Source organism: Pyxidicoccus trucidator, from assembly GCF_010894435.1.
In the GTDB taxonomy this organism is placed as follows: Bacteria; Myxococcota; Myxococcia; order Myxococcales; family Myxococcaceae; genus Myxococcus; species Myxococcus trucidator.
In genome coordinates this window covers 258,844-278,932 of record NZ_JAAIXZ010000006.1, presented here as the reverse complement: position 1 = coordinate 278,932, position 20,089 = coordinate 258,844, and the positions used below count along the sequence as shown (strand labels likewise).

Genomic DNA, 20,089 nt, shown 5'->3' with positions numbered 1-20,089 from the left:
GCGGTGGCGGGTGTTAGCCCAGACGCTCGGGAATGTCAGCCAACAGCAGTGCCGATGCGCTGGACAACGTCGGCTGGGTGGCGGAGGGTGAACGGTCGCCATGTCCCGCATTGCCCGCCTCAGTGACGTCCTCATCAACAAGATCGCCGCCGGCGAGGTGGTGGAGCGCCCCGCATCGGTGGTGAAGGAGCTGGTGGAGAACTCGCTCGACGCGGGCTCCAACACCATCCGCGTCGAGCTGGAGGGCGGGGGCGTGGACCGCATCATCGTGTCCGATGACGGGCACGGCATGGGCCGGCAGGACGCCATCGCGTGTCTGGAGCGTCACGCCACCAGCAAGCTGCGCGAGCTGGACGACCTGTTCCACATCGACTCCATGGGCTTCCGGGGCGAGGCGATTCCGGCCATTGCTTCCGTCTCCCGCTTCACACTCCACACCGCCGAGGTGGGCGCGGAGGTGGGCACGCGTGTGGTGGTGGAGGGTGGAGGACCGGCGCTGGTGGAGGACGCGCCCCCGCGCACCGGCACCGTCATCACCATCGAGGACCTCTTCTTCAACGTGCCCGCGCGCCGCAAGTTCCTGCGCCGGGGCGACACGGAGCTGAAGCACGCGGAGGAGGCCGTGGTGCGGCTGGCGCTGGCGTACCCGGAGGTGGGCTTCTTCGCCTCGCACGAGGGCGCCACGCTCTTCTCCAGCGCGGCCTGTCCGGACGACCCGCGCGAGCGCATCGCCGCGGCGCTGGGCCCCACCGCGCACCCGCACCTGTTCCCCGTGGAGGAGCGGCGGCTGGGCGTCACCGTCACCGGCTACGCCGCCTCGCCCGAGTTCACCTTCAACAACGCGCGCGGCCTCTACACCTACGTCAACCGGCGCTACGTGAGGGACCGCGGCCTCATCGGCACCATCCAGCGCGCGTACCAGGACTTCCTCGCGTCGGGCCGGCAGCCGGTGGTGGTGCTCCACATCGACGTGGACCCGCGCGCGGTGGACGTCAACGTGCACCCGCAGAAGCTGGAGGTGCGCTTCGCCGACGCGCGCGGCGTGCAGGAGGCGCTGACGGCCGCGCTGACCCGCATGCTGCGCGCCGCCCCGTGGCTGGGCGCCGCGGCGGACGCCGGTGTCCCGCAGCCGGGCCAGCCGCGCGAGGCCGCCCACTACGCGCAAGCCGTGGAGCGCTTCCTCACCCGCGCCCAGGAGGCGACGTGGGGCGGACCCTTGCCCACCGCCATGGACGCGCCGGGCTCGCCGCCCCGTGCCCCGTTGGGGCCCATGCCCTCCGGGCCGCTCGGGCCCGGTGCCCCCGGTGCCCGGCCCGGAGCGCTGCCCTTCGCGCCGGGCATGGGGCAGGCGCCCGCCTTCGGTCAGGCGCAGCCCCAGCTCAACGAGGCCCCGCCGCCGGGCTACTTCGGCGCGCTCCGGCCGCTGGGGCTGCTGGGCGGCCGCTTCCACGTGTGCGAGGGCCCCGGCGGCACGCTGGTGGTGTTGGATCCGCACGCGGCGCTGGAGCGCGCGCGGCTGAACGGCTACCTGCGCGCGCTGGACGACGGGAAGGGCCCTCCGGCGCCGTCGCTGTTCGGCGCCACGCTGGAGCTGCCGGTGCCGGCGGCGAAGGCGCTGGTGGAGGGCCGCGAGGCGCTGACGCGGCTGGGCTTCGACGTGGAGCCCTTCGGCGGCACCACGGTGGCGCTGAAGACGGCGCCGCCCGGGCTGGAGGGCGTGGATGCGCGCTCGCTGCTGGAGGCGCTGGCCCGCGCGCTGCCACCCAAGGGGGCCACGCTGGACGCGGTCTCCCTGGCCGAGGCGGTGCGGGTGATGGCCTGCCATGCCGCCCGTCGCGCGGGCACCGCGCCCCTCACCGACGCGCAGCTCCGTGCGCTGCTGGGCGAGCTGGACCGCGCCGACTTCCACCCCGCCTGCATCCACGGCACGGTGGTGGTGCTGGAGATGCCGCTGCTCGAGCTGGAGCGCCGCGCCCGCTGACGCCGCGCCGGGAATCCCCAGTCATCTGGCCCGCTTGCCCGCCCGGAAAATTGACGCGTGGGAGCCCCCTGTTACGGTGCGCCACACGCCTGTAGCACGGGCGCGGACCCGGCAAGGACGTACGCAACGCGCACTCACGGCAACGCACAGGAGCGGGCACATGCGTGGTGTCATCACCCTGCGGGACGTGGTGTCCAACCTGGGCGTCGTGCTGCGTGAGTTCGGCGCGGTGTGTGTCGTCCGCTGTCTGCTCGCCTCGCTTCGCCGCCAGCAGACCACCTTCCTGGAAATCGCGCTTCGTCCCAAGCGCCCCTGAAGCCCGGGCCTTTTCGTCCCGTCCACAGAGTCCCATTGATGCTTCGCCGCTTCCTGCCGCCGCTCGCGCTGCTCATCGCCGCCCCCGCCCTTGCCCAGGACCCGAGCGGCCCGGACGAGGAGTACGAAGAGGTCTCCACCTCGCTGGACGGGGTGGGGCGCATCTCCATCCAGGGCGGCTGGCGCTACACGTCCAACGAGACGTTCTATACGAACTGGTATGGGCGCGATGAGAACAAGGACCTGGAGCGCGCCCAGGAGTCCACCGGCGGGCCGCTGGCCGTGGGCTCGTTCGCCTATGCCATCAACGACCTGGTGGAGCTGGGCATCGACCTGTTCTTCACCGGCGGGCGGCTGCACCTCAACACGCCCGACGGCGAGCAGACGATCAACACGCTGAGCTACGGGGCCGCGGTGGGCCTGCGCTTCCAGACGGTGCTGCCCGAGGTGGGCCCGCAGGGCCTGGTGCCCTTCGCCGGCATCCTCACCGGGCCGGCGCTCACGTCCTCGAAGCGCCCGGGCGAGAGCATCAAGGAGGGCACCACCCAGGTGTGGATGGGCTCCCTGGGGGCCACGCTGCGGCTGTCCCCCCGCTGGGGCGTGACGGGGGAGTACCGGCTGGCCTTCCTCCGTGGGCCCGTGGGACCGCCCGAGAACAAGCTCACCTTCAACACGGGGGGTAGCTGGTTCACGCTGGGCGTGACATACAGCTTTCCGCCGGAGCCGTCCCGGCCGCTGCCCAGCGGCCTGTAGGACGAGCAGGCGACCGGGGCCTGGTTGTCAGCTTCTGGAAATGGACCGCCCTCTTGGGGCTGTTCCGCTCCGGAATTTATCGCCATACGCCCCGGAGAAATCCCTACGATGCGTGAGTCGGCCGAGATCGTTTCCGCGCCCAGGAAGATGTCCATGCCAGAGCAGCCGAAGACAGATGTGGAGAAGGAACTGGCGGACCTCCGCCGCGAAATCGTCGAGGCCCGCAACCTCGTCATCAAGAGCGACAACCTGCTGAAGAACCTCCATGCGGAGGTGAAGGCGGTGGGCAAGCGCCACGAGGACTTCCAGAAGCGCGCCTGGCTCTCGTCCGCGGTGGCCTACGTCCTCTTCGCGGTCATCGCCGTGGGCGCCGCGCTGATGATCACCAGCGCGCGCAGCTCCAGCGCCACCAACGAGCGCGAGCGCCTGGAGAAGATGGTCGCCGACCTCACCACGCAGCTGGACAAGCAGCGCGCGGACACGGCCACGCACCAGACGGCGCAGCGCGCCGCGGGCGAGGTCTACAAGATGATGACCAACCTCCCCGGCGACGAGCGCCTCAAGGGCATCGACGCGCTGGTGAAGCTGGACACCTCGCGCCTCTCCTCGCTGGAGCGCCAGGCCCTCAATGACCGCGCCGCCGCGCTGCGCCGCGAGGCGGGCGACGCCGCCTTCGAGCGCGGGAAGATCGCCTTCCGCAAGAACGAGATGGACAACGTCATCTCGGAGATGGAGCGCTTCCTGGCCATGAACCCGCCGCAGGATCAGGCGATGGACGCGTCCTTCTTCCTGGGCACGGCCTACAACAACTCCCGCAAGCACGAGAAGGCGGTGCCCCTGCTGGCCCGCTTCGTCGAGGGCGACCGGGCCTCCAAGACGCGCGACTACGCCATGCTGCTGCTGGCCCAGTCGTACCAGGAGGTCGGCCAGTTCGATAAGGCGCTCGAGACGGCGCGTGACGCCGCCGGCACCTACCCGAACAGCCAGTACCAGCCCCAGTTCCGCGGCCGCATCGCCACGGTGAAGCGCGCCATGAACCCGGAGGCCGCCGCCGCGCCGGGCGCCCCCGCCGCCGCGCCCGCGGCCGTGGCTGCCCCTGCCGGCCAGTAGGCCCCGGGCTTCCGGGCCCTTCGGGGCCCGGACCTCCCACCGGATGACGGTGGCGACACGGAAGCGTTGAAACACGGGGTCCACGGTCGTAAGACCTGGACCCCGTGTCCGTTCCCGACCCCCGGAAAGATCCCCGCTTCCGCCGCTACCGCGGTGCCGCGTGGGGCGTGTACATCCTGCTCACCACCGTGTTCTCGGTGTGGATCCTCTGGAGCGTGAGCCGCTCGGTGGCGTCCATGACGCCGGAGCGACCGCCCGCCACGGACCAGCTGCTCGGCTATCGCGAGTGCCTGGACGGCGCGCAGGCGCTCTGGGCCGAGCTGGAATCAGAGCGCGAGAAGCTGGTGCGCGTGTCGCCCGCCAAGGACGTGGACCGCCAGTGGATGCGCGTCCGGACCGAATGGCTGCAGCGGCTGCGCCAGCGCGAGGCCCTGTGCGGCCTGGCCTCTAGAGATCGCGAGCCCCTGCGCGTGGTGTTCCGCCGCCTGGAGAGCGTGCAGGACCTCTACACCATCCACGCCGTGCAGTACGCGGGCGAGGTGGGCGCCTCGGTGGACGCGCTGCACGCCGCCTTCGCCACCGCGCGGACGCACGCGGGCGCCGGCCGGCTGCCCTGACCTCAGCGCACCGGTATCAGCGCGGTGTAGCGGCCCTGCTGGTCCGACACCGCCTGGGACAGCAGCACCGATGAGGGCCGGCCCTCCAGACTCACCACCCGGTAGAAGCGGATGGAGGCATAGGGCACGCCCCGCGCGGTGCCCGCTTCCGCGTCGCCCAACGTCACCCTGCCGCTGACGGTGCGGCCCTTCTGCAGGGGGAAGGTGGCCAGCTCTTGCGGCGCGGTGTCCTCGCCGGGGAGCACCGTGACGATGCGGCTGACGCGCGGCAGGTTCTCCGTGGGCACGAAGTCCACGCGGTACACGGCCGGGTCCAGACTCAGCCGGAACACCCCGGACGTGTTCGTGGTGCCCTGCGCCTCGCCCCCCGCGGGAGGCCGGGGCCAGCCCGGCACCTGGCCCACGGGCTCCGCCACCACGCGCACGCCCGCCGCCGGGTTGGTGGAGTCCGGCAGCAGCAGGGTGCCGGTGACGATGCGCCGGTCCGGAAGGCGGACGTCCGGCAGCGTGGCGCCGGTGCGCGGCACCTCCACCGGCAGCACGGTGAGGCCCGCGGTGCCCGAAGGCGGCACCACCACCAGGGACAGCGTCCTGCCCGGCGCCGCCGGCAGCGTGTCCACCGCGAAGCGCCCCTCGGTGCTGGTGGTCGCCAGCGGGCCATGGAACATGCCCCCACCGCCCACCTCGCCCTGGAACGCCACGGTGGCGCCCGCCACGGGCCGGCCGTCCGGGCCCAGCACGCGGCCCGTCACCTGGACGGGACTGCCGTAGTCGCCCAGCGTCAGCGGCTCGCTGAGGGGCGTGCGCGGGTCCACGGTGAAGGTCTTCTGCGGCACCCACGGCGCGTCGCCCGTGGCCGTCACCCGCACCAGCACCGCCGAGCTCCGCGCCGCCTCGCGGGGCATGGCGAGGCTGAACTCCCCCGTGCCCCGCGTCACCGTCACCCGCTGCGACAGGGGCAGCAGGTCCGTGTCCAGCGCCTGGACTTCCAGGGCCGCGTCCACCAGCACGCCCGCCTGACGCTCCACCCGGCCCGTCAGCCGCGCCACCGTGTCCGCCGCGGGCAGCAGCAGCTCCAGCGGCACGGAGGCGCCCGGCTCCACGCGGCTGTCCCCCCACACCGGGGGCACGTCCAGGTCGTCCGCGCTCAGCATCACCGTGTAGTCGCCGGTGCCCACCGGCAGCTCCCACGCACCGTTGATGGGCACCAGGGTGGCCTCGTACCGCCGCGACACGCCGGGCAGCAGCAGGCTCTCTCCGGTGGCGAGCAGGTGGAGGGGCTCGGAGTAGGGGCGGGTGGCGACGCCACCGTCCGGCGCGGGCAGGGACGTGGCGCGCACCACCCGGCCCTTCACGCTGGCGGGGCCTGACAGCTGCAGTTGCTGCTCCGGCCGCAGGGCCTCCACCCGGAAGTCCTGCGCGTGCAGGCCGTCATGGGGGTTGGGCGTCACCTCCACGACGATGTCCCGGCCCGGGTCTCCGCACCCGTCCGGGAAGCACACCTCGTTCAAGGCGCACTGGTCGTCCGAGCTGCAGACGAGCTGGCTGGGGTCGGGCTCCGTCTCCAGCAGCGCGCACCCGGCGCCGAGGAGCACCGCCAGCAGCGCCAGCCGCGCGCCGCGGGCCGTCACCGGCAGTCCCCCTGCACGGTGTTCACCACCCACGCGTAGGTGACGGCATAGCCCGGGTCCTCCATGGTGGTGCCGTCCGGCAGCTCCACCGTCTGGGACCTGGGCACCCGGTCCACCAGCTCGGCGTCGCTGACCAGCGCCTCCACCAGGTGGGTGCCGGGCGTGCCCAGCGGGCTGTTGGCGGACGCGAGGCTGATGAGCAGCGAGCCCCGGTCCGCGCGCCGCGGCTCGCGGGTGTTCGCCAGCTCGTACTGGCGATAGGGCCCGCGCGGGTCCTGCGGGTTGTAGTCCAGGTACCAGTGCACGACGAGCCGGTCGTCCACGTCCGGGTCCTCCACCACCACCTCGAACGTGAGGTCACACTGGCCGGCGCCGAAGTTGGAGATGATGCGCGCCTGGGGCGACACCAGGCTCTCGATGATGCGGGGCGGCCGGTTCATGAACCCGGGTACGCCCTCCAGCTGGATGTCGTCCTGGGGGATGAGACAGCCCGACGCCGCGCACGCGGCCGCTGCCACCAGCAGCCCCTTCCAGCTCTGTCGCCGCGTCGTGCGTTCCATCGTCCGTGCGGGCCACTCTCTAACACTTAAAGCAGCTCGTCGCCCTCCTCGGGCGGCAGGGTGCGGCCCGTCTTCTCCGCTTCCAGCTTCTCCAGGTGGCGGAAGATGGTGCGCGGGTCCACGCCCAGGTCCTTGGCCGTCTTGGTGCGGTTCCCGCTGTTCCGGGCGAGCACCTCGTTGATGTAACGCTTCTGGAATTCTTCCTTGGCCTGGAGCAGCGGCATGATGGGCTCCAGGTTCTCCGGCTTGAGGTCCAGGTCGTCCGGGCCGAGCAGCGGCTTGTCCGCGAGCACCACCGCCTTCTTCAGCCGGTTCTCCAGCTCGCGGATGTTGCCCGGCCAGCCGTACTTGCGCATGGACACGGTGGCCGACGGGGTGAAGCCCCGGGCCTTGGAGTTGAACTCGCGCGAGTACTTGGACAGGAAGAACTTGCCCAGCACCACCACGTCCTCGCCGCGGTCTCTCAGGGGCGGCAGCTTCAGGGTGACGACGTTGAGCCGGTAGTAGAGGTCCTCGCGGAAGGCGTTCCGCTTCACCTCGTCCTCGAGCACCTTGTTGGTGGCGGCCACCACGCGGATGTCCACCGGCTCGCCCCGGTTGTCGCCCACCTTGTAGACAATCTTCTCCTGGAGCGCGCGCAGGAGCTTCACCTGGAGCTGCAAGGGCATCTCGCCAATCTCGTCCAGGAAGAGCGTGCCGCCGATGGCCGCCTGGAACTTGCCCGCCTTGGTGGCCACCGCGCCGGTGAAGGCGCCCTTCACGTGGCCGAACAGCTCGCTCTCCAGGAGGCTCTCCGGAATGGCGCCGCAGTTGATGGTGATGAAGGGGCCCTTGACGCGCGGCGAGCGGCGGTGGATTTCCCGGGCGATGAGCTCCTTGCCGGTGCCCGTCTCGCCGGTAATCAGCACGGAGATGTCCGTGGGGGCAATCTTGTCGATGCGCTTGTACACGTCGCGCATGCCCTGGCACGCGCCGACGATGTCGCCGTAGCGCTGGTCCTCCAGCTTGCGGCGCAGCTCGGTGTTGTCGAGCTTGAGGTCATTCACCAGCATCGCGTTCTGCAGGACGAGCGACGCCTGCGCCGCGAAGATGGTGAGCATGTCCGCGCTCTTGGGCTCGAAGCGGTTCACCAGCCGGTCATTGCCGACGTAGATGACGCCGAACAAGTCCCCCTTGTGCATGAGCGGCACGCACATGACGGAGTGGACGCGGAGGTTGACCACCGACTCGCTGGCCTTGAACTCCGGGGCGTCCACCGCGTCCGCGACGATGAGCGGCTTCTGGTCCTTCACCACCTTGGCGATGATGGAGTCCGACAGCTTCTCCACCGCGTCCTCGATGTTCTCCCGGGCCACGTTGCGCGCCACCTTCACGCGCGGGTCTCCGTTCTCCATCAGGATGAGGAAGCCCTTGTCCGCGCGCGTCACCTCGATGGCCTCGTCCATCAGGCCCTCCAGGATGCGCTCCACGTCATAGAGCCCCAGCAGCCGCTCGCTGAAGGCGGTGAGGCGGCGCAGCAGGACCAGCTCGCGGCCGGGTACGCCGGGCAGCTCCGAGGTGTGCGAGTCCGAGCTGGAGGTGCGGCTCACCTCGCGGGGCGGAGCGGGGGGCGGCGGAGCGCGGGGTGCGTCCTCGCGGGCGAACGTCAGCTCGGTGCCGCCGACGCGGACCACGTCGCCGGTGGACAGGGCGTGGGCGTCGCGCTTCTTGCCGTTGACGTGGAAGGTGGCGCCCAGGCTGCCCACCTCGTAGCGGGTGCCGTCGTAGGTGACGTGCAGCGCGCTGTCGGGCACGCCGGGGTCTTCGAGCTGCACGTCGTTGTCCGGGCCCCGGCCGATGCTGGTGATGCGCTTGAGCAGGGAGACCGCGCGGACCTTTCCATCTGGAGAACGGACGGTGAGGCTGGCCATGGCTTCGCTTACCTGGAAACGCTCAGAAGATGAGGGTGAGGCCGGCGCCGAGTCCGCCGGAAGGGGAGTACAGGCTCAGGCGCGCGGAGGTGCCGGGCGCCTCGGCTCGCGATGGGGTGGGCGGCGGAGCACGGGGCTCCACGGTGGTGCGGATGACCTGGTCCTCGTGGTGGTAGAGCGCGTCCACCACGCCCAGCGCATAGATGGTGTAGAAGCCCGCCGCCGAGGACAGCTTGAGCAGCTGCCACGTGTCGCGCTGGCGGCGGCGGCTGGTGGGGATGAAGCGGACGCGCACCGAGGCCCGGCCGTCCGGGTCGAGGACGTTGTCCAGGTCGATGACCTGCTCCTCGAAGAGCGAGTCATAGGCGAAGAAGGAGATGATGCTCGTCACCGCGAGCGCGCCCTCGGTGGCGGCGAAGACGATGCCGAGGCTGGTGCGGCCCTGCTGGAACTGGCCGGCGCCGAAGGGGACGAAGTTGACCAGGAAGTTGCGCTTCTCCACGGTGCGCACGGTGACCTGGCTGGCCAGCTCCTCGGCGCGGCGGCGCTGCACCTCGGCCTCCACGCGCTCCCGCTCGCGGCGCTCGGCCTCGGCCTTCTCGCGCTCCTGGCGCAGGCGCTGCTCCTGCCGGAGGAACTCCAGCTCGCTGGACATCTCCTCCTTGAGCGCATCCAGGAAGGCCACCGCCGGAGGCGGCACGACGAAGGGGTCCAGGCCGTAGTCCGGGTCCAACCGGAGCAGGGCGCGCAGGTGGCGCGTGGCGTCCTCGGTGCGGCCGAGGTTGAAGGCCGCGAGGCCCGCCAGCTTGTGCAGCTCCACCAGCTCGTGCTCGGCCAGCCCGCCGCGGTCGATGCGGGCGCCCGCGCGGTCCAACACCTCCGCGTACTTGCCGTACTCGAAGCTGGCGCGCAGGGAGTCCACCTCCGAGTCTCCGGAGTCCTGGGCGAGGACGGTGGCGGGGGCGGCCAGGGCCAGCACCCACAAGAGGAGAAGGAGGCCGCGGCTCATTCGGGGATGAGGCTCCCGCGCAGGCTGGCGCGCTCGCCGGGCCGCAGGTGCACCGTGCGCTTCGCCGTGCTGTAGCCGGGGTGGGAGATCTCCACCTCGACGGTGTGCTGGAAGCCGGAGGGGCCGCGCGGGAAGCGGACCTCGAAGGGGGCCTGGAGGCTCTCGTGTGCGACGCGCGACTGCCCGTTCAGCGAGACCGTGGCGTCCGCCGGCTGGTAGTCGAAGGAGAGCTGCGCGGGCTTGGGCTGGGCGCGCAGGTGGAAGACGTTCTCCCTGTCCGCGCGCACCTCGATGGTGTCCACCACGTCCTCGCAGTAGTCGCAGGAGATGGTGACGGGGTAGAGACCCGGCGCCACCTCCACGTCATGCTTCTGCAGCGGCTGGGAGCTGGGCGCGCCATCGCCCACCCGGATGATGCCGTAGGGCCGCACCAGGATGGACACGGGCAGCTTGCGCACCTGCGGCTTGCGGTGAGCGCCGTCGTCCGCGGCGACACGCTCGGCGAGCGAGCTGGAGCTGGCGCGGCCACTGCCCGGGCGCGGCGTGCCGCCCGTGGCGGGAGCGGAGTCGCCCCGGGGCGTGAGGCCGCCCGGAGGCGTGGGCGGCTGGCCGGCGCGCGGGCCCTGGGGCGCGGTGGTGCGCGGACCGGAGGGAACGGAAGGCGGCCGGGTGTCCTCGGTGGGGACCGGCTCCTGCGCCATCGCGGGAGGCTTCGGGGAGACGCCCGGCTGCGCGAGCGCATCCTTCCCTGGAGCCTCCGGACCCCGGGACGCCTCCGTGCCGGGCCCACCGTTTCCGGAGGGGTTCGTCCCGGGTGACTCCGCGCCAGGGGTGTCCTGCGTGGCGCTCGCCTGGCGCGCCTTCCAGCCCCCGAAGCCGAGCAGGGCGATGGCGGCGAGGCCGATGCCCAGGCGCAGCCCGCGGCGGCGCCACTTCTTGAGGCGCTGAGTACGCTGCAGGCCCTTGAGGAGCGCGAGCGCGCGGGCGTTGTTGACGTCCAGCGCGAGCACCTGGTTGAGGCTGGCCAGCGCGCGCGGGGTGCGCTTCTCCGCGAGCAGCCGCTCGCTGCGCTCCAGCAGCGTGGCGACGATGCGCTGGCGCGCCAGCCTTCCGTACGAGTGCGGGTCCGCGAAGAAGGACACCAGCTCCTCGCCCACGCGCGAGAAGCCCAGGCCGGCGAGGTAGTCCGACAGCGCGTCGCGCAGCTTGGCGGCGTCCGGGTAGCGACGCTGCGGATCCCTCTGGAGGCAGGTGGCGCAGATCTCCGCCAGCTCGTCCGACAGCGTGGGCACGCGGCGGCGCGGGTCCTCGTAGTCGCCGTCCAGGATGCGCTTGAGCGTGGCCGTGGTGTTGGGGGCGGAGAAGGGCAGCCGGCCCGTCATCGCCGCGTAGAACATGATGCCGACGCTGAAGACGTCCGCCTCGGGACCGGCCTCCAGGCCCTCGATGATTTCCGGCGCCATGTGGGCCGGCGAGCCCACCAGCGAGCCCGTGACGGTCATCCGCTCCTCGATGTCGAGCAGCTTCGCGATGCCGAAGTCCATGAGCTTGAGGACGCCGTCCTCGCGCACCATGACATTCTCGGGCTTGAGGTCGCGGTGGATGACGCCGGCCTCGTGGGCGTGGGCGAGGGCCGCCGCCAGCTCGTGGATGACCATGGCCGCCAGCTCCGGCGGGTCCATGGGCGCATCGTCGAGGAACATCTTCAGCGTCTGGCCGCGGATGTACTCGGTGACGATGAACGCGTCCTGCGCGTCCGCGGAGGAGAAGTCGAAGACCTCGAGGATGTTGGGGTGGTGGAGCTTGGCCACCGCGCGGGCCTCGCGGGCCAGGCGCCGGCGCGACTCGTCCTTGCCGGCGAGGTGCGGGTGCAGCACCTTCACCGCCACCTCGCGGTCCAGGGCCGTGTCGAGGCCCTTGTACACGACGCTCATGCCCCCCGAGCCGAGCTGCTCGAGGATGCGGTAGCGACCGATATGGCGGCCGACGAGCGACATGGTGTGCGGCGGTCCTCCCCCTCAGTCCCCGAAGCTGATGCCCATGCTCTTCGCGAAGCGCACCAGCTCGCCGGAGGGGTCCACCCGGCGCTCCTTGCGCGACTCACTCAACGGTACCGCGACAATCTGGCCGGCGCGCAGCGCCACCATGTGGTTCCACTGTCCGTCCCGCACGAGATCCAACACCTTGCACCCGTAGCGCGTGGCCAGCACCCGGTCCGCGGCGCTCGGGCTGCCGCCGCGCTGCAGGTGGCCCAGCACCGTGACGCGAATCTCCGCGTCGACGTGCCGCGCGAGCAGGTCCGCGCACACCTTGCCGGAGCCGCCCAGCCGCACCACGCCGCGCCCGGGCACGTCCTCGGCCTTCTCCAGCACGGCCAGCGCGCCGCCCTCCGGGAAGGCTCCCTCGGAGATGGCGATGATGGAGAAGCTGCGTCGGCGCGTCGAGCGGCGGCGGATCTTCTCCACGATGGAGTCCACCCGATAGGGAATCTCGGGAATCAGGATGACGTCCGCGCCCCCGGCGATGCCGCTCTCCAGGGTGAGGAAGCCGGCGTGCCGGCCCATGATCTCCACCACCATGACACGGTCATGCGCCTCGGCGGTGGAGTGCAGCCGATCCAACGCCTCGGTGACGATGAGGCGCGCGGTGTCGAACCCGAACGTCTGGTCCGTCCCGGAGAGGTCGTTGTCGATGGTCTTCGGACAGCCCACGACGTTGAGACCCCTGGCGGCCAATCGGTGGCCAATCGAAAGCGTCCCGTCTCCGCCCACGGCGATGAGCCCGTCCAGCTTCAATTCCTCGCAGCGGCGGAGGACCTGGTCGGACACGTCCCGCTCCACCCAGTGCTCGTTCTCCTTGAAGGCGTAGGAGAACGGATTGGCCTTGTTGGAGGTGCCGAGGATGGTGCCGCCCTTGGGGAGGATGCCGCGCGTGTCCTCCTCGGTGAGCGGATGGGCGAGGCCCGGCTCGACGAGCCCCATGTAGCCATTCTCGATGCCCACGAACTCATGGCCGAACTCGTGCGTGCCCCGCTTCACGAGGCCACGGATCAGCGCATTGAGTCCCGGGCAGTCGCCACCACCGGTGAGGACTCCGAGTCGCAGGGAGCGGGGCATAAAGGTCGGACGCGGGTGTCAGAGGGATGGGGTACCACCATGACAGCAACGTCGGACCTGATTCTAGGGGTGGCTCCAGGGGGGTGCAACGCGGGAATCACCCGGTGCGGCGGTTTTGCGAGTGTAAACGGGGCCTTCCGTCAGTCACGCTTGAGGCGACGTCGCGAGGCGACCCGGTCCAGCAGGGCCTGGAGGCGAGGCTGCGCCTCCTTCGGAAGGGCCTTGTCTGTCGGGGACTGTAGGGGCATCTCCTTCGCGAGCCGATAGAGCTCGATCAGCCGCTCCTTCAGCAGCTCGCTGTCCGGGCGCTCTTGAAGGGCACGGCGGTAGGCGGCGGCGGCTCCCACGTAGTCCCCGAGGGCGAAGAGGCGCTCGCCCTCCTGCGCGGGAGAGGAGGGGGCGAGGGGTAGGGACTCTTCCTCGGGGGGCTTGGAGGCCTCGAGCGCCTGGAGCTCCGTCGGCTGGAGGGAGTCGCGCAGGTTGGAGAGCTTGAGGGCGAGCCCCGCGTCGTCCGGGAAGGCCTGGACGAGGGACTCGTAGAGGCCGAGCGCTTCGGCGAGCTCGCCGCGGCGCAGGGCGCGATCGGCGTGTGCCTCCATGTCGGCCCGGGCTCCTGGGGTCATCGAGCCGGGGAGGTTACCCGCGACGTCGGGGGGATGTCACAACGAAGGAGGGGCGGCGGTCGGATGCCTGGAGGTGCCCCGGGGTGGAGGGTGCGCTCCACCCCGGCGCGCGCGGCGCGGTGGGCCTATGCTTCCTGGCGTGCGGCTCTCGCTTCTGACCACGGTGGTGCTGTCCGGCGCGCTTGGCTCCGAATTGCGGCGTGACGGCTACAACTTCCGTCCGCCCGAGGGCTTCCACATGGTGCGCTGGGAGCAGTACTCCGGCTCGCGCGCGGGGGCTGTGGCGCTGGAGGCGGATGCACCGCGCACGCTGTCCGCCGCGCTGGCGGATGGCGAAGACGCGGACGCGGCGACGCTGCTGGTGTCGGTGGTGGAGCGGAGCTTCTCCGCGAGCCCCTCCGCGCGCGACGACTTCGCGGCGGCGGTGATGCAGCACTTCCAGAGGGATTTGGGCCTCACGCTGTCACCCGAGCGCGTGGAGCGGCTGGGCGGGGCAGTGCCGCGCGTGGAGGTGCTGGGCACGCTGCGCGAGGCGGGGCAGGTGCGCACGGTGCTGGTGGCGGGGCTGGCGTCGGAAGGGCGTCACGCGGTGGTGACGGTGAGCGCGCCCGCGGTGCGGTGGGAGGAGCTGGAGCCCCGGGTGCGGGCCTCGCTGGAGACGTTCCGGCTGGAGGCGACGACGGCCGCGGGGCCCGTGCCGCGCAGAATGCTGGGCGCGCTCGCCGGGGCCCTGGCGGGAGCGCTGGTGGCTTCGTACACGGCGTGGCGCAGGCGGCGCGTGCGCCACGGCACGTGAGTCGCGGCGGGGCCTCAGCCACCACGCGCTGGCATCGGCCTCACCCCGTGATGTGGAAGCGGTAGTGGCACTCCGCGTCGCCCTTGGAGAAGCCCTTGAGCCGCTCGGACCGGACGTGCTTCGCGCCCAGCACCTCGAGCCCGTGCTTCATGAAGCCCATGGTGATGTATTCGTAGTACGCGTGGGGCGACGGGACGCAGGGCATGCGCCACCGCGTTCTCCCCGAAGGTCCAGTAGGCCATCGGGTCGTTCTTGTAGAAGCGCGCGAGCAGCGCCTCCGAGAAGCGGACGTACGAATCCGCCGGAAGCCACGTCATGGGCATCACGGGCTTCGTGAAGACGGGGTCCTTCTTCGCGTACTCCGTGAGGAATGAGCGCCACGCGGCCTCGCCGAAGTCCGCTACCACGGACTCGTGTCTCGCAAGGAACGCCGTGCCCTTGATCTCCATGATGTCTGCTGTCTCCCGAGGGGTGTGGATGCGGGCGCCGTGTCACGCCCGCGAGTCGCCGGATTGTCCCCTCGCGGCGCCAGCGGATGCGAGGGCAGGCATCCAGGGTTGCATGCCCGCCCGCTCTACAGGATGGATAAGCATCGTGCGCGATGGTCGGTTGCACGTTTACACGACGGGGTGGCTCAGGGCAGGGGAAGCCAACCCCGGAAGGAAAGCATTAATACGACTTGGTCACTTCCCGAGGGAGGGCGTGGAACTCCGAGGGGAAATCCTCCTCGGAGGGTGCTCGCAGTGACCGATTGTTATTAGAAACAGCGGGGATTCCGGCCAACCTGAGTGCACCTGCATTCACCAATTTCCGAGCCATTCAAGCAACAGGGTTCTGTTGTAATCTCGGAGCAGAGTTTGGTCTCCATAAAATCACAGCTCCACATCCCCGACGGGCATGCCGGAGGTGGGCAGGCAATAAAGACGCTGTCGCACGTCACTCCCCAGTTTTGGGTCGCGGAACAGCTTGTCGTCGACGACGGGCTGGGCCGGAAGAACCACTACGGCAGCAAGTCTCAACGAGGCACCGAGGTGGCCGCCCTCTTCTATTCCCTCATCGAGACGGCGCGCCTGCGCGGTGAGGACCCGGGGCACTACCTGCGGCGCGCTGCGCTCGCCGCCATCGAGAACCCGGGCACCGTCACGCTCCCGAAGAGCCAAGACTGACGGTCGCGCCCCCGTCCGACCCGGTCGGGGCAGCTCCGTGCCGGGACGGGGCACGGCGAACTCTTACGGACGATCTGGCTCATCGAATCCGATCTGCCGCTTCTGGACTGGCGTGAGGACGGTCTCCACGCCCACTTCGTCTACCTGGCCCTCACCGATCCGCAAGCTGCCCTCGAGGTGGCGACAAGAAGCATGTCCGCGCTCCGCCGCTGAGCCCCTGGGATCGCCTCGGGCGCGACCTCGGGATTGCCGAAACGAGCGAGAAGTTGAGCGGGACGGGCTGCGGGAATCTACCTTCCCGCATCAAACAGGTCGCCGCGCCGCCGGCTTATCATTCCCGGCCCGGAAGTTCCCGCATCGCCTCGGACAGGGCCGCGGAGGCCTCGAGACTTGCCTTCGTACCCGGCCGCGCGCCGAAGAGCCGAAGCACAGCGCTGATCGCGCGGCCGGCCTGTTCGCGCGGCATCCCGCTCTCGACGAAATTCAGCTGCGCGTTCGCTTGGTCGAGCTCGTCGAGCGCCCTGAAGGCGACATCGGATGCCTCGGCGGCGCCGATCGAGGAGTTCACCGCCTTCCCCATGTTGATGAACATATTCAGGTGCCAGCCCTCGCAGGACGGGCCGGCGACGTTCGGCAAGGCGAAGGTCGGAATGCCCCAGCTGCCATAGCTTTTCCCGATCAGCTCGAAGAGCGCCTCATGTTCGGCGATCGGCAGCGACTGGCCCCTGCAGTGCAGCCATCCGGGCGGCGATGGAGGGGCGCAGGCGAAGAGTCGCATTTCGCCGACCAAAGCGTCGCTCATCGGACGTTCGACGTCCGCATATTCCGCAGTCGTGGGCGCGCGTCCATCGACGCGACGGGCCATCCCCTGCAGAGAGATGTAATAATTGAGGGCGCCGCGCCGCGCCGCCAGCGGGTCCAATTTGGGCAGCGCGACTTTCTCAACCTCGTCGGCGCCCTGGTTGGGAAGCTGGGAAAAAAGCGCCTCGTTCGCGGCCCTCTCCACAAACTGGCCATCGCAAAGGGCCCAGCCGGACCGGGCGAACCCGTAGGGCATGGCCCTGATTTCGCCAACATAGGCGTCGATCGTCCTTGAGTCTGCTTCCCTCGGCTCAGCCTCCTCAGCCTCACTATGCGCCGCGGCGCTGGGCACATCCCCCTGAATGCAGATGCAATAGGTCAAGGTCTGCGTGCGGGGAGCCTCGGCGAATTCTTCATCGACATGACGGCCGCTGGAGGGTGCGCACGGCACGCCGGGTAGATCGGGCAAAGCGAATGTCGTCTCGCCGTCACCGCCATAGGTGGTGCCGAGCAGGCAAAACAACGCTCTGTTCCGCTCGATCGGAAGCAGCTGTCCCCGGCACCGGACCCACCATTCCGGGACGGAGGGAAAGCTCATCAGCCGCACGTCGCCGAGATACGGCATGTTATGCCTCCCCTCGCGGCGGCGGGAAGCCGCCGCGTGGCAGTCTTGCGCCCGGTCCGGAGCGAATACAAGAGACGGCGGGAAGGGCCGGAACGGCCGCCCGGGCGCCGCGCCGCCCGGTCATTGCGGGCGCCCCGGCATGGCCTTCAGCGCCCCGGACAAGACCGCCGTCGCTTCGACGTGCGCCTTAGTCCCCGGCCGCGCGCCGTAGAGGCGGAGCAACGCGACGATCAGCGGGTGGGCCTGCTCCTCCGGCATCCCGTGTACGTCGCCGAAGTCCCGGCTCGCATTTTCCAGTCTGATGTCGTAGAGCAACTTCGTGGCGACTCCGGACGCGCCTGTAGGGACTCCGGACGAGTCTCCGGAATCAATCGAAAAGTGCGGCACTCCCAGGTTGATGAAGAGGCTCAGCGGCTTGCCCTCGAAATCCGGGCCGGTGGCGTTCGGCAGGCCGAATGTGGATTGGCCGTCGCCGCCGTAGGTCGTTCCGATCGCCTCGAAGAGCGATTCATATTCGCTGACCGAAATCAGCCGGCCGTCACACTTCATCCATCCAGGCGGCTCGCAGTTGAAGCCGAAAATACGCGTCTCGCCGGCCAGCGAGTCGCTCATCCGATACTCGGCCCCCGATTTCAGGAAGCCCTTGGGGCCGCCCCCCGATACATACAAGAAGACTCCGTCCATCGCGATGCGATGCTCAAGGGTGCCGGACCGGGCGGCCATCGGGGCCAGCGTCGGAAGCTCGAAATACGCCCGGCGGTTAGGAAGCGCCGCTTCCTCCGCGACCCCAAGCAACCGTTCGTCGCAAGGGGCCCAGCCGGCCGGCACGAGGTCGTAGGGCATGGCCCTCACTTCGCCTGCGTAGACGTCGATCGTCCTTATCCCTTCCCGTCGCCGCTCGCCGGGCTCAACTCCGCTCCCCGCCGGGGCGGGCAAATCGCCGTGGAGGCAGATGCAATAATCGAGGGTGAGACCGGAGGTGGAATCGTTCTGGACCGGCACGCCGGGGAGATCCGGCAAGGCGAAAGTCGTCTGGCCGTCACCGCCATAGGTGGTGCCGAGCAGGGAAAACAACGCCCTGTTCTGCTCGATCGGAAGCAGCTGCCCGCCGCACGGCGCCCACCCCTCCGGGACCGAAGCGAAGCTCATCGCGCGCACGTCGCCGAGATAGGGCATCTTATGCCTCCCAATGCGCCGACCCTTGCCGCCGCGCCGCGATCATGCACCCGAGCCCTACCGAGCACAAGGCGCGGGGACGGTGTGAGACTGCCCCAGTTCCGTGGCAAGTGTTCGCCGTGCCCCGTCCCGACACTGAGCCGGCCGGGCCGGGGGCGCGGCCGGAGCGGTTGTCAGTTCTGGCTCTTCGGGAGCGTGACGGTGCGCAGGGTGTCCACGTGCGGCATGTGTACCTCGACGAGGAGCGCGTGGCGCGAGCCGCTGGCACCGGCGAGGCCAGCGGCACCGACGCGACGACAGGGCGCCTTCCCACGCAGGTACAGGTGCGCGGCCACCTCAAACGCCAGCGCTACGGTTCCGGTAACCGGGAGGTGAAGTGGCTGTACGTGGCGGGCTACGCTGCTCGCCGCTGGGTGGCGCCTGGCGTCACGCAGGTCGTCGTCTCCGCCTAAACCACCTGGACTAAGTCCTGTCTGACGAGTCGCGCAAAGGCCCGGCTTTTCGGCCTGAACGACGTCCCCTCTGACAGGACCTACCCCGGAAGGTTTGGTATGAAGACCTCACCCCGCCACATCACGAGGTCTTGTATGGTTTCGACGTCTCTGCCCGCTGCCTTTGGAGCAGTCTCTGCGCTGTTGCTGCTGCTCAACGCGCTGCCAGCCCTCGCGGGAGAACCCAGCTATGGGGAGACGCCCGACCTCGCAATGGAGAGCTGTCGGCACCTCTACTCCGCAGGCGTCCGCCGCTCGGGCGTCTACTACCTCAAGCCCGACGGCACCCAGGCCATCACGGCTTATTGCGACCTGGAGACGCAGGGAGGCGGCTGGGCGCTCGTCTACAATAGTGTGCTAGGGAGTAACACGACGGACTTCTGGAACATACCCTACGCCGAGCGCCTCGGGCGCAGGGGCCGTCCCAGCCTCGACTCCAACTTTTATGACGGTAGCCTCTATCTCTACCGCAAGACGGAGTACGTGAGCGCCGTCCAGTACATGGACATCATCGAGGACTTGCGCGGCAAGGCCGTCGTCGTGTTCACGGCGCAGGTGGAGGGCTTCAACACCACCACGATGAGGTTCCAGAATCCCCAACTGCTCGGCGGCGATGGGCTCATTTACATAGTGCAGTTTGCCTCGGGTTGGTCAGCGCCTGATTATGACGGCGACTTGAACCCGCTTGCGCAGTGCGCGACGACCTTCGCGAACGTCACCCAGCACTATCGCGATTGCTGGTATTACAGCCTGGGTTCCGACGCCGAAACCGATACTGAGGATGGAAGGGTCGGCCCCCACCTCAGCTCTCCCCGCGCCGCAGACCTACAGCTTGCCAGTGATGGTACTGCCTACACGCGAGTACGCCGCATCTCTCGCTTCGTCAGGTGGTAGCTGCCAGCAACAAAGAGCGCGCAGTGGGGCGCCGGAACTGCATGTGGCTGACCTGCTCGTTCAGCCGCATAATCTCCCGCTGTGCGCGCTCTAACTTCTCCGTCGTGACGCCATCGAACAGGCTGCAGAACCACACCAGTAGGGAGTCCTTGCCCGCTTGTCGCTGGCGCTTCTGCCGCCGAGACCGCTCCTCGGCCCTGGCCAGCGCGCCGGAGTTCTTGTCCATTCCCTTCGGTAGCCAGGATTCTCTCCAGGCGCGCGTTGGCGGCAAGATAGGCCACCTGCCTACGAGAGGTGCCCGCCTTGCCGACCCACCTTGCTGACCGACTCGCCCCGCTGATTCGCCACTACTTCGCGGGATACTGGCACCGGCACTGGCTGAGCGGACCCTCGCGACTCGCGGTACGAGACGGCGGGACGGCCCCACCACCCACTCCGGTGGGTGCAGGCCGCCGTCCCGCCCCCACCGGACACACGTGCCGCTGCTCCGCGTCCCCGCGCCCGGCGGGGTGGGG

The 20,089-nt window shown here is 69.9% G+C and carries 20 protein-coding genes; 9 read left to right on the top strand and 11 right to left on the bottom strand.

What is annotated here, in order from left to right; genetic code table 11:
- The first annotated feature begins 100 nt into the window (after positions 1 to 100).
- The 5 genes from mutL (at position 101) to G4D85_RS19270 (ending at position 4,776) form a co-directional block, all read left to right on the top strand.
- Complete coding sequence (mutL, locus tag G4D85_RS19285; RefSeq protein ID WP_164014013.1) at positions 101 to 1,981, top strand: DNA mismatch repair endonuclease MutL; 1,881 nt, start codon at positions 101 to 103, stop codon at positions 1,979 to 1,981.
- A 160-nt stretch (positions 1,982 to 2,141) separates the two neighbouring features.
- Positions 2,142 to 2,297, top strand: coding sequence for a hypothetical protein (locus tag G4D85_RS48875; RefSeq protein ID WP_205525609.1), 156 nt, complete (start codon positions 2,142 to 2,144; stop codon positions 2,295 to 2,297).
- Positions 2,298 to 2,335: 38 nt separating this feature from the next.
- Complete coding sequence (locus G4D85_RS19280; protein ID WP_205525629.1) at positions 2,336 to 3,049, top strand: outer membrane beta-barrel protein; 714 nt, start codon at positions 2,336 to 2,338, stop codon at positions 3,047 to 3,049.
- 108 nt (positions 3,050 to 3,157) lie between these two features.
- Entirely contained in the window at positions 3,158 to 4,159 is a 1,002-nt protein-coding gene (locus tag G4D85_RS19275; protein ID WP_164014009.1) for a tetratricopeptide repeat protein, read from the top strand.
- 104 nt (positions 4,160 to 4,263) lie between these two features.
- Positions 4,264 to 4,776: a hypothetical protein gene (locus G4D85_RS19270; RefSeq protein ID WP_205525608.1), complete on the top strand. Its 513-nt coding sequence runs from the start codon at positions 4,264 to 4,266 to the stop codon at positions 4,774 to 4,776.
- A 2-nt stretch (positions 4,777 to 4,778) separates the two neighbouring features.
- Here the strand turns inward: G4D85_RS19270 and G4D85_RS19265 are convergent, their stop codons facing one another.
- From G4D85_RS19265 to G4D85_RS19235, 7 genes are all read right to left on the bottom strand, one after another.
- On the bottom strand, positions 4,779 to 6,407 hold the full coding sequence (locus G4D85_RS19265; protein WP_240359373.1) for a carboxypeptidase-like regulatory domain-containing protein: 1,629 nt from the start codon (positions 6,405 to 6,407) through the stop codon (positions 4,779 to 4,781).
- Positions 6,404 to 6,967 carry a hypothetical protein gene (locus tag G4D85_RS19260; protein ID WP_164014005.1) on the bottom strand — a complete coding sequence of 188 codons (564 nt, stop codon included), beginning with the start codon at positions 6,965 to 6,967 and terminating at the stop codon, positions 6,404 to 6,406. The genes G4D85_RS19265 and G4D85_RS19260 overlap by 4 nt, the downstream gene beginning before the upstream one ends.
- A 26-nt stretch (positions 6,968 to 6,993) precedes the next feature.
- Positions 6,994 to 8,877: a sigma 54-interacting transcriptional regulator gene (locus G4D85_RS19255; protein ID WP_164014003.1), complete on the bottom strand. Its 1,884-nt coding sequence runs from the start codon at positions 8,875 to 8,877 to the stop codon at positions 6,994 to 6,996.
- Positions 8,878 to 8,899: 22 nt separating this feature from the next.
- Complete coding sequence (locus tag G4D85_RS19250) at positions 8,900 to 9,886, bottom strand: tetratricopeptide repeat protein (RefSeq protein ID WP_164014001.1); 987 nt, start codon at positions 9,884 to 9,886, stop codon at positions 8,900 to 8,902.
- A complete protein-coding gene (locus tag G4D85_RS19245; protein WP_164013999.1) occupies positions 9,883 to 11,883 on the bottom strand; it encodes a serine/threonine protein kinase in 2,001 nt (666 codons plus the stop codon). The genes G4D85_RS19250 and G4D85_RS19245 overlap by 4 nt, the downstream gene beginning before the upstream one ends.
- A 21-nt stretch (positions 11,884 to 11,904) precedes the next feature.
- Positions 11,905 to 13,002, bottom strand: coding sequence for a 6-phosphofructokinase (locus G4D85_RS19240; RefSeq protein ID WP_164013997.1), 1,098 nt, complete (start codon positions 13,000 to 13,002; stop codon positions 11,905 to 11,907).
- Between the two features lie 140 nt (positions 13,003 to 13,142).
- Positions 13,143 to 13,625 carry a tetratricopeptide repeat protein gene (locus G4D85_RS19235; protein WP_164013995.1) on the bottom strand — a complete coding sequence of 161 codons (483 nt, stop codon included), beginning with the start codon at positions 13,623 to 13,625 and terminating at the stop codon, positions 13,143 to 13,145.
- Between the two features lie 127 nt (positions 13,626 to 13,752).
- On the opposite strand from G4D85_RS19235, the gene G4D85_RS19230 reads away from it, so the two are divergent.
- Positions 13,753 to 14,421, top strand: a complete 669-nt coding sequence (locus G4D85_RS19230; protein WP_164013993.1) for a hypothetical protein — start codon at positions 13,753 to 13,755, stop codon at positions 14,419 to 14,421.
- A gap of 40 nt (positions 14,422 to 14,461) precedes the next feature.
- Here the strand turns inward: G4D85_RS19230 and G4D85_RS49500 are convergent, their stop codons facing one another.
- Positions 14,462 to 14,626: a hypothetical protein gene (locus G4D85_RS49500; protein ID WP_240359371.1), complete on the bottom strand. Its 165-nt coding sequence runs from the start codon at positions 14,624 to 14,626 to the stop codon at positions 14,462 to 14,464.
- Positions 14,627 to 15,278: 652 nt separating this feature from the next.
- Between G4D85_RS49500 and G4D85_RS19220 the strand changes: the two genes are divergently transcribed.
- Positions 15,279 to 15,587, top strand: a complete 309-nt coding sequence (locus G4D85_RS19220) for a hypothetical protein (RefSeq protein ID WP_164013991.1) — start codon at positions 15,279 to 15,281, stop codon at positions 15,585 to 15,587.
- Positions 15,588 to 15,918: 331 nt separating this feature from the next.
- Here the strand turns inward: G4D85_RS19220 and G4D85_RS19215 are convergent, their stop codons facing one another.
- Positions 15,919 to 17,013 carry a tail fiber protein gene (locus G4D85_RS19215; RefSeq protein WP_164013989.1) on the bottom strand — a complete coding sequence of 365 codons (1,095 nt, stop codon included), beginning with the start codon at positions 17,011 to 17,013 and terminating at the stop codon, positions 15,919 to 15,921.
- 120 nt (positions 17,014 to 17,133) lie between these two features.
- Complete coding sequence (locus tag G4D85_RS48870; RefSeq protein ID WP_205525607.1) at positions 17,134 to 18,189, bottom strand: phage tail protein; 1,056 nt, start codon at positions 18,187 to 18,189, stop codon at positions 17,134 to 17,136.
- Between the two features lie 218 nt (positions 18,190 to 18,407).
- Here G4D85_RS48870 and G4D85_RS19200 point away from each other — a divergent pair, with 218 nt between their 5' ends.
- Positions 18,408 to 18,641: a hypothetical protein gene (locus G4D85_RS19200; RefSeq protein WP_164013987.1), complete on the top strand. Its 234-nt coding sequence runs from the start codon at positions 18,408 to 18,410 to the stop codon at positions 18,639 to 18,641.
- 99 nt (positions 18,642 to 18,740) lie between these two features.
- Positions 18,741 to 19,574 (top strand): fibrinogen-like YCDxxxxGGGW domain-containing protein, encoded by an 834-nt coding sequence (locus tag G4D85_RS19195; protein ID WP_164013985.1) that lies wholly within the window; start codon positions 18,741 to 18,743, stop codon positions 19,572 to 19,574.
- On the opposite strand, the gene G4D85_RS19190 is transcribed toward G4D85_RS19195, so the two are convergent.
- Positions 19,564 to 19,800 carry a hypothetical protein gene (locus tag G4D85_RS19190; RefSeq protein ID WP_164013983.1) on the bottom strand — a complete coding sequence of 79 codons (237 nt, stop codon included), beginning with the start codon at positions 19,798 to 19,800 and terminating at the stop codon, positions 19,564 to 19,566. The genes G4D85_RS19195 and G4D85_RS19190 overlap by 11 nt on opposite strands.
- Positions 19,801 to 20,089: the final 289 nt, after the last annotated feature.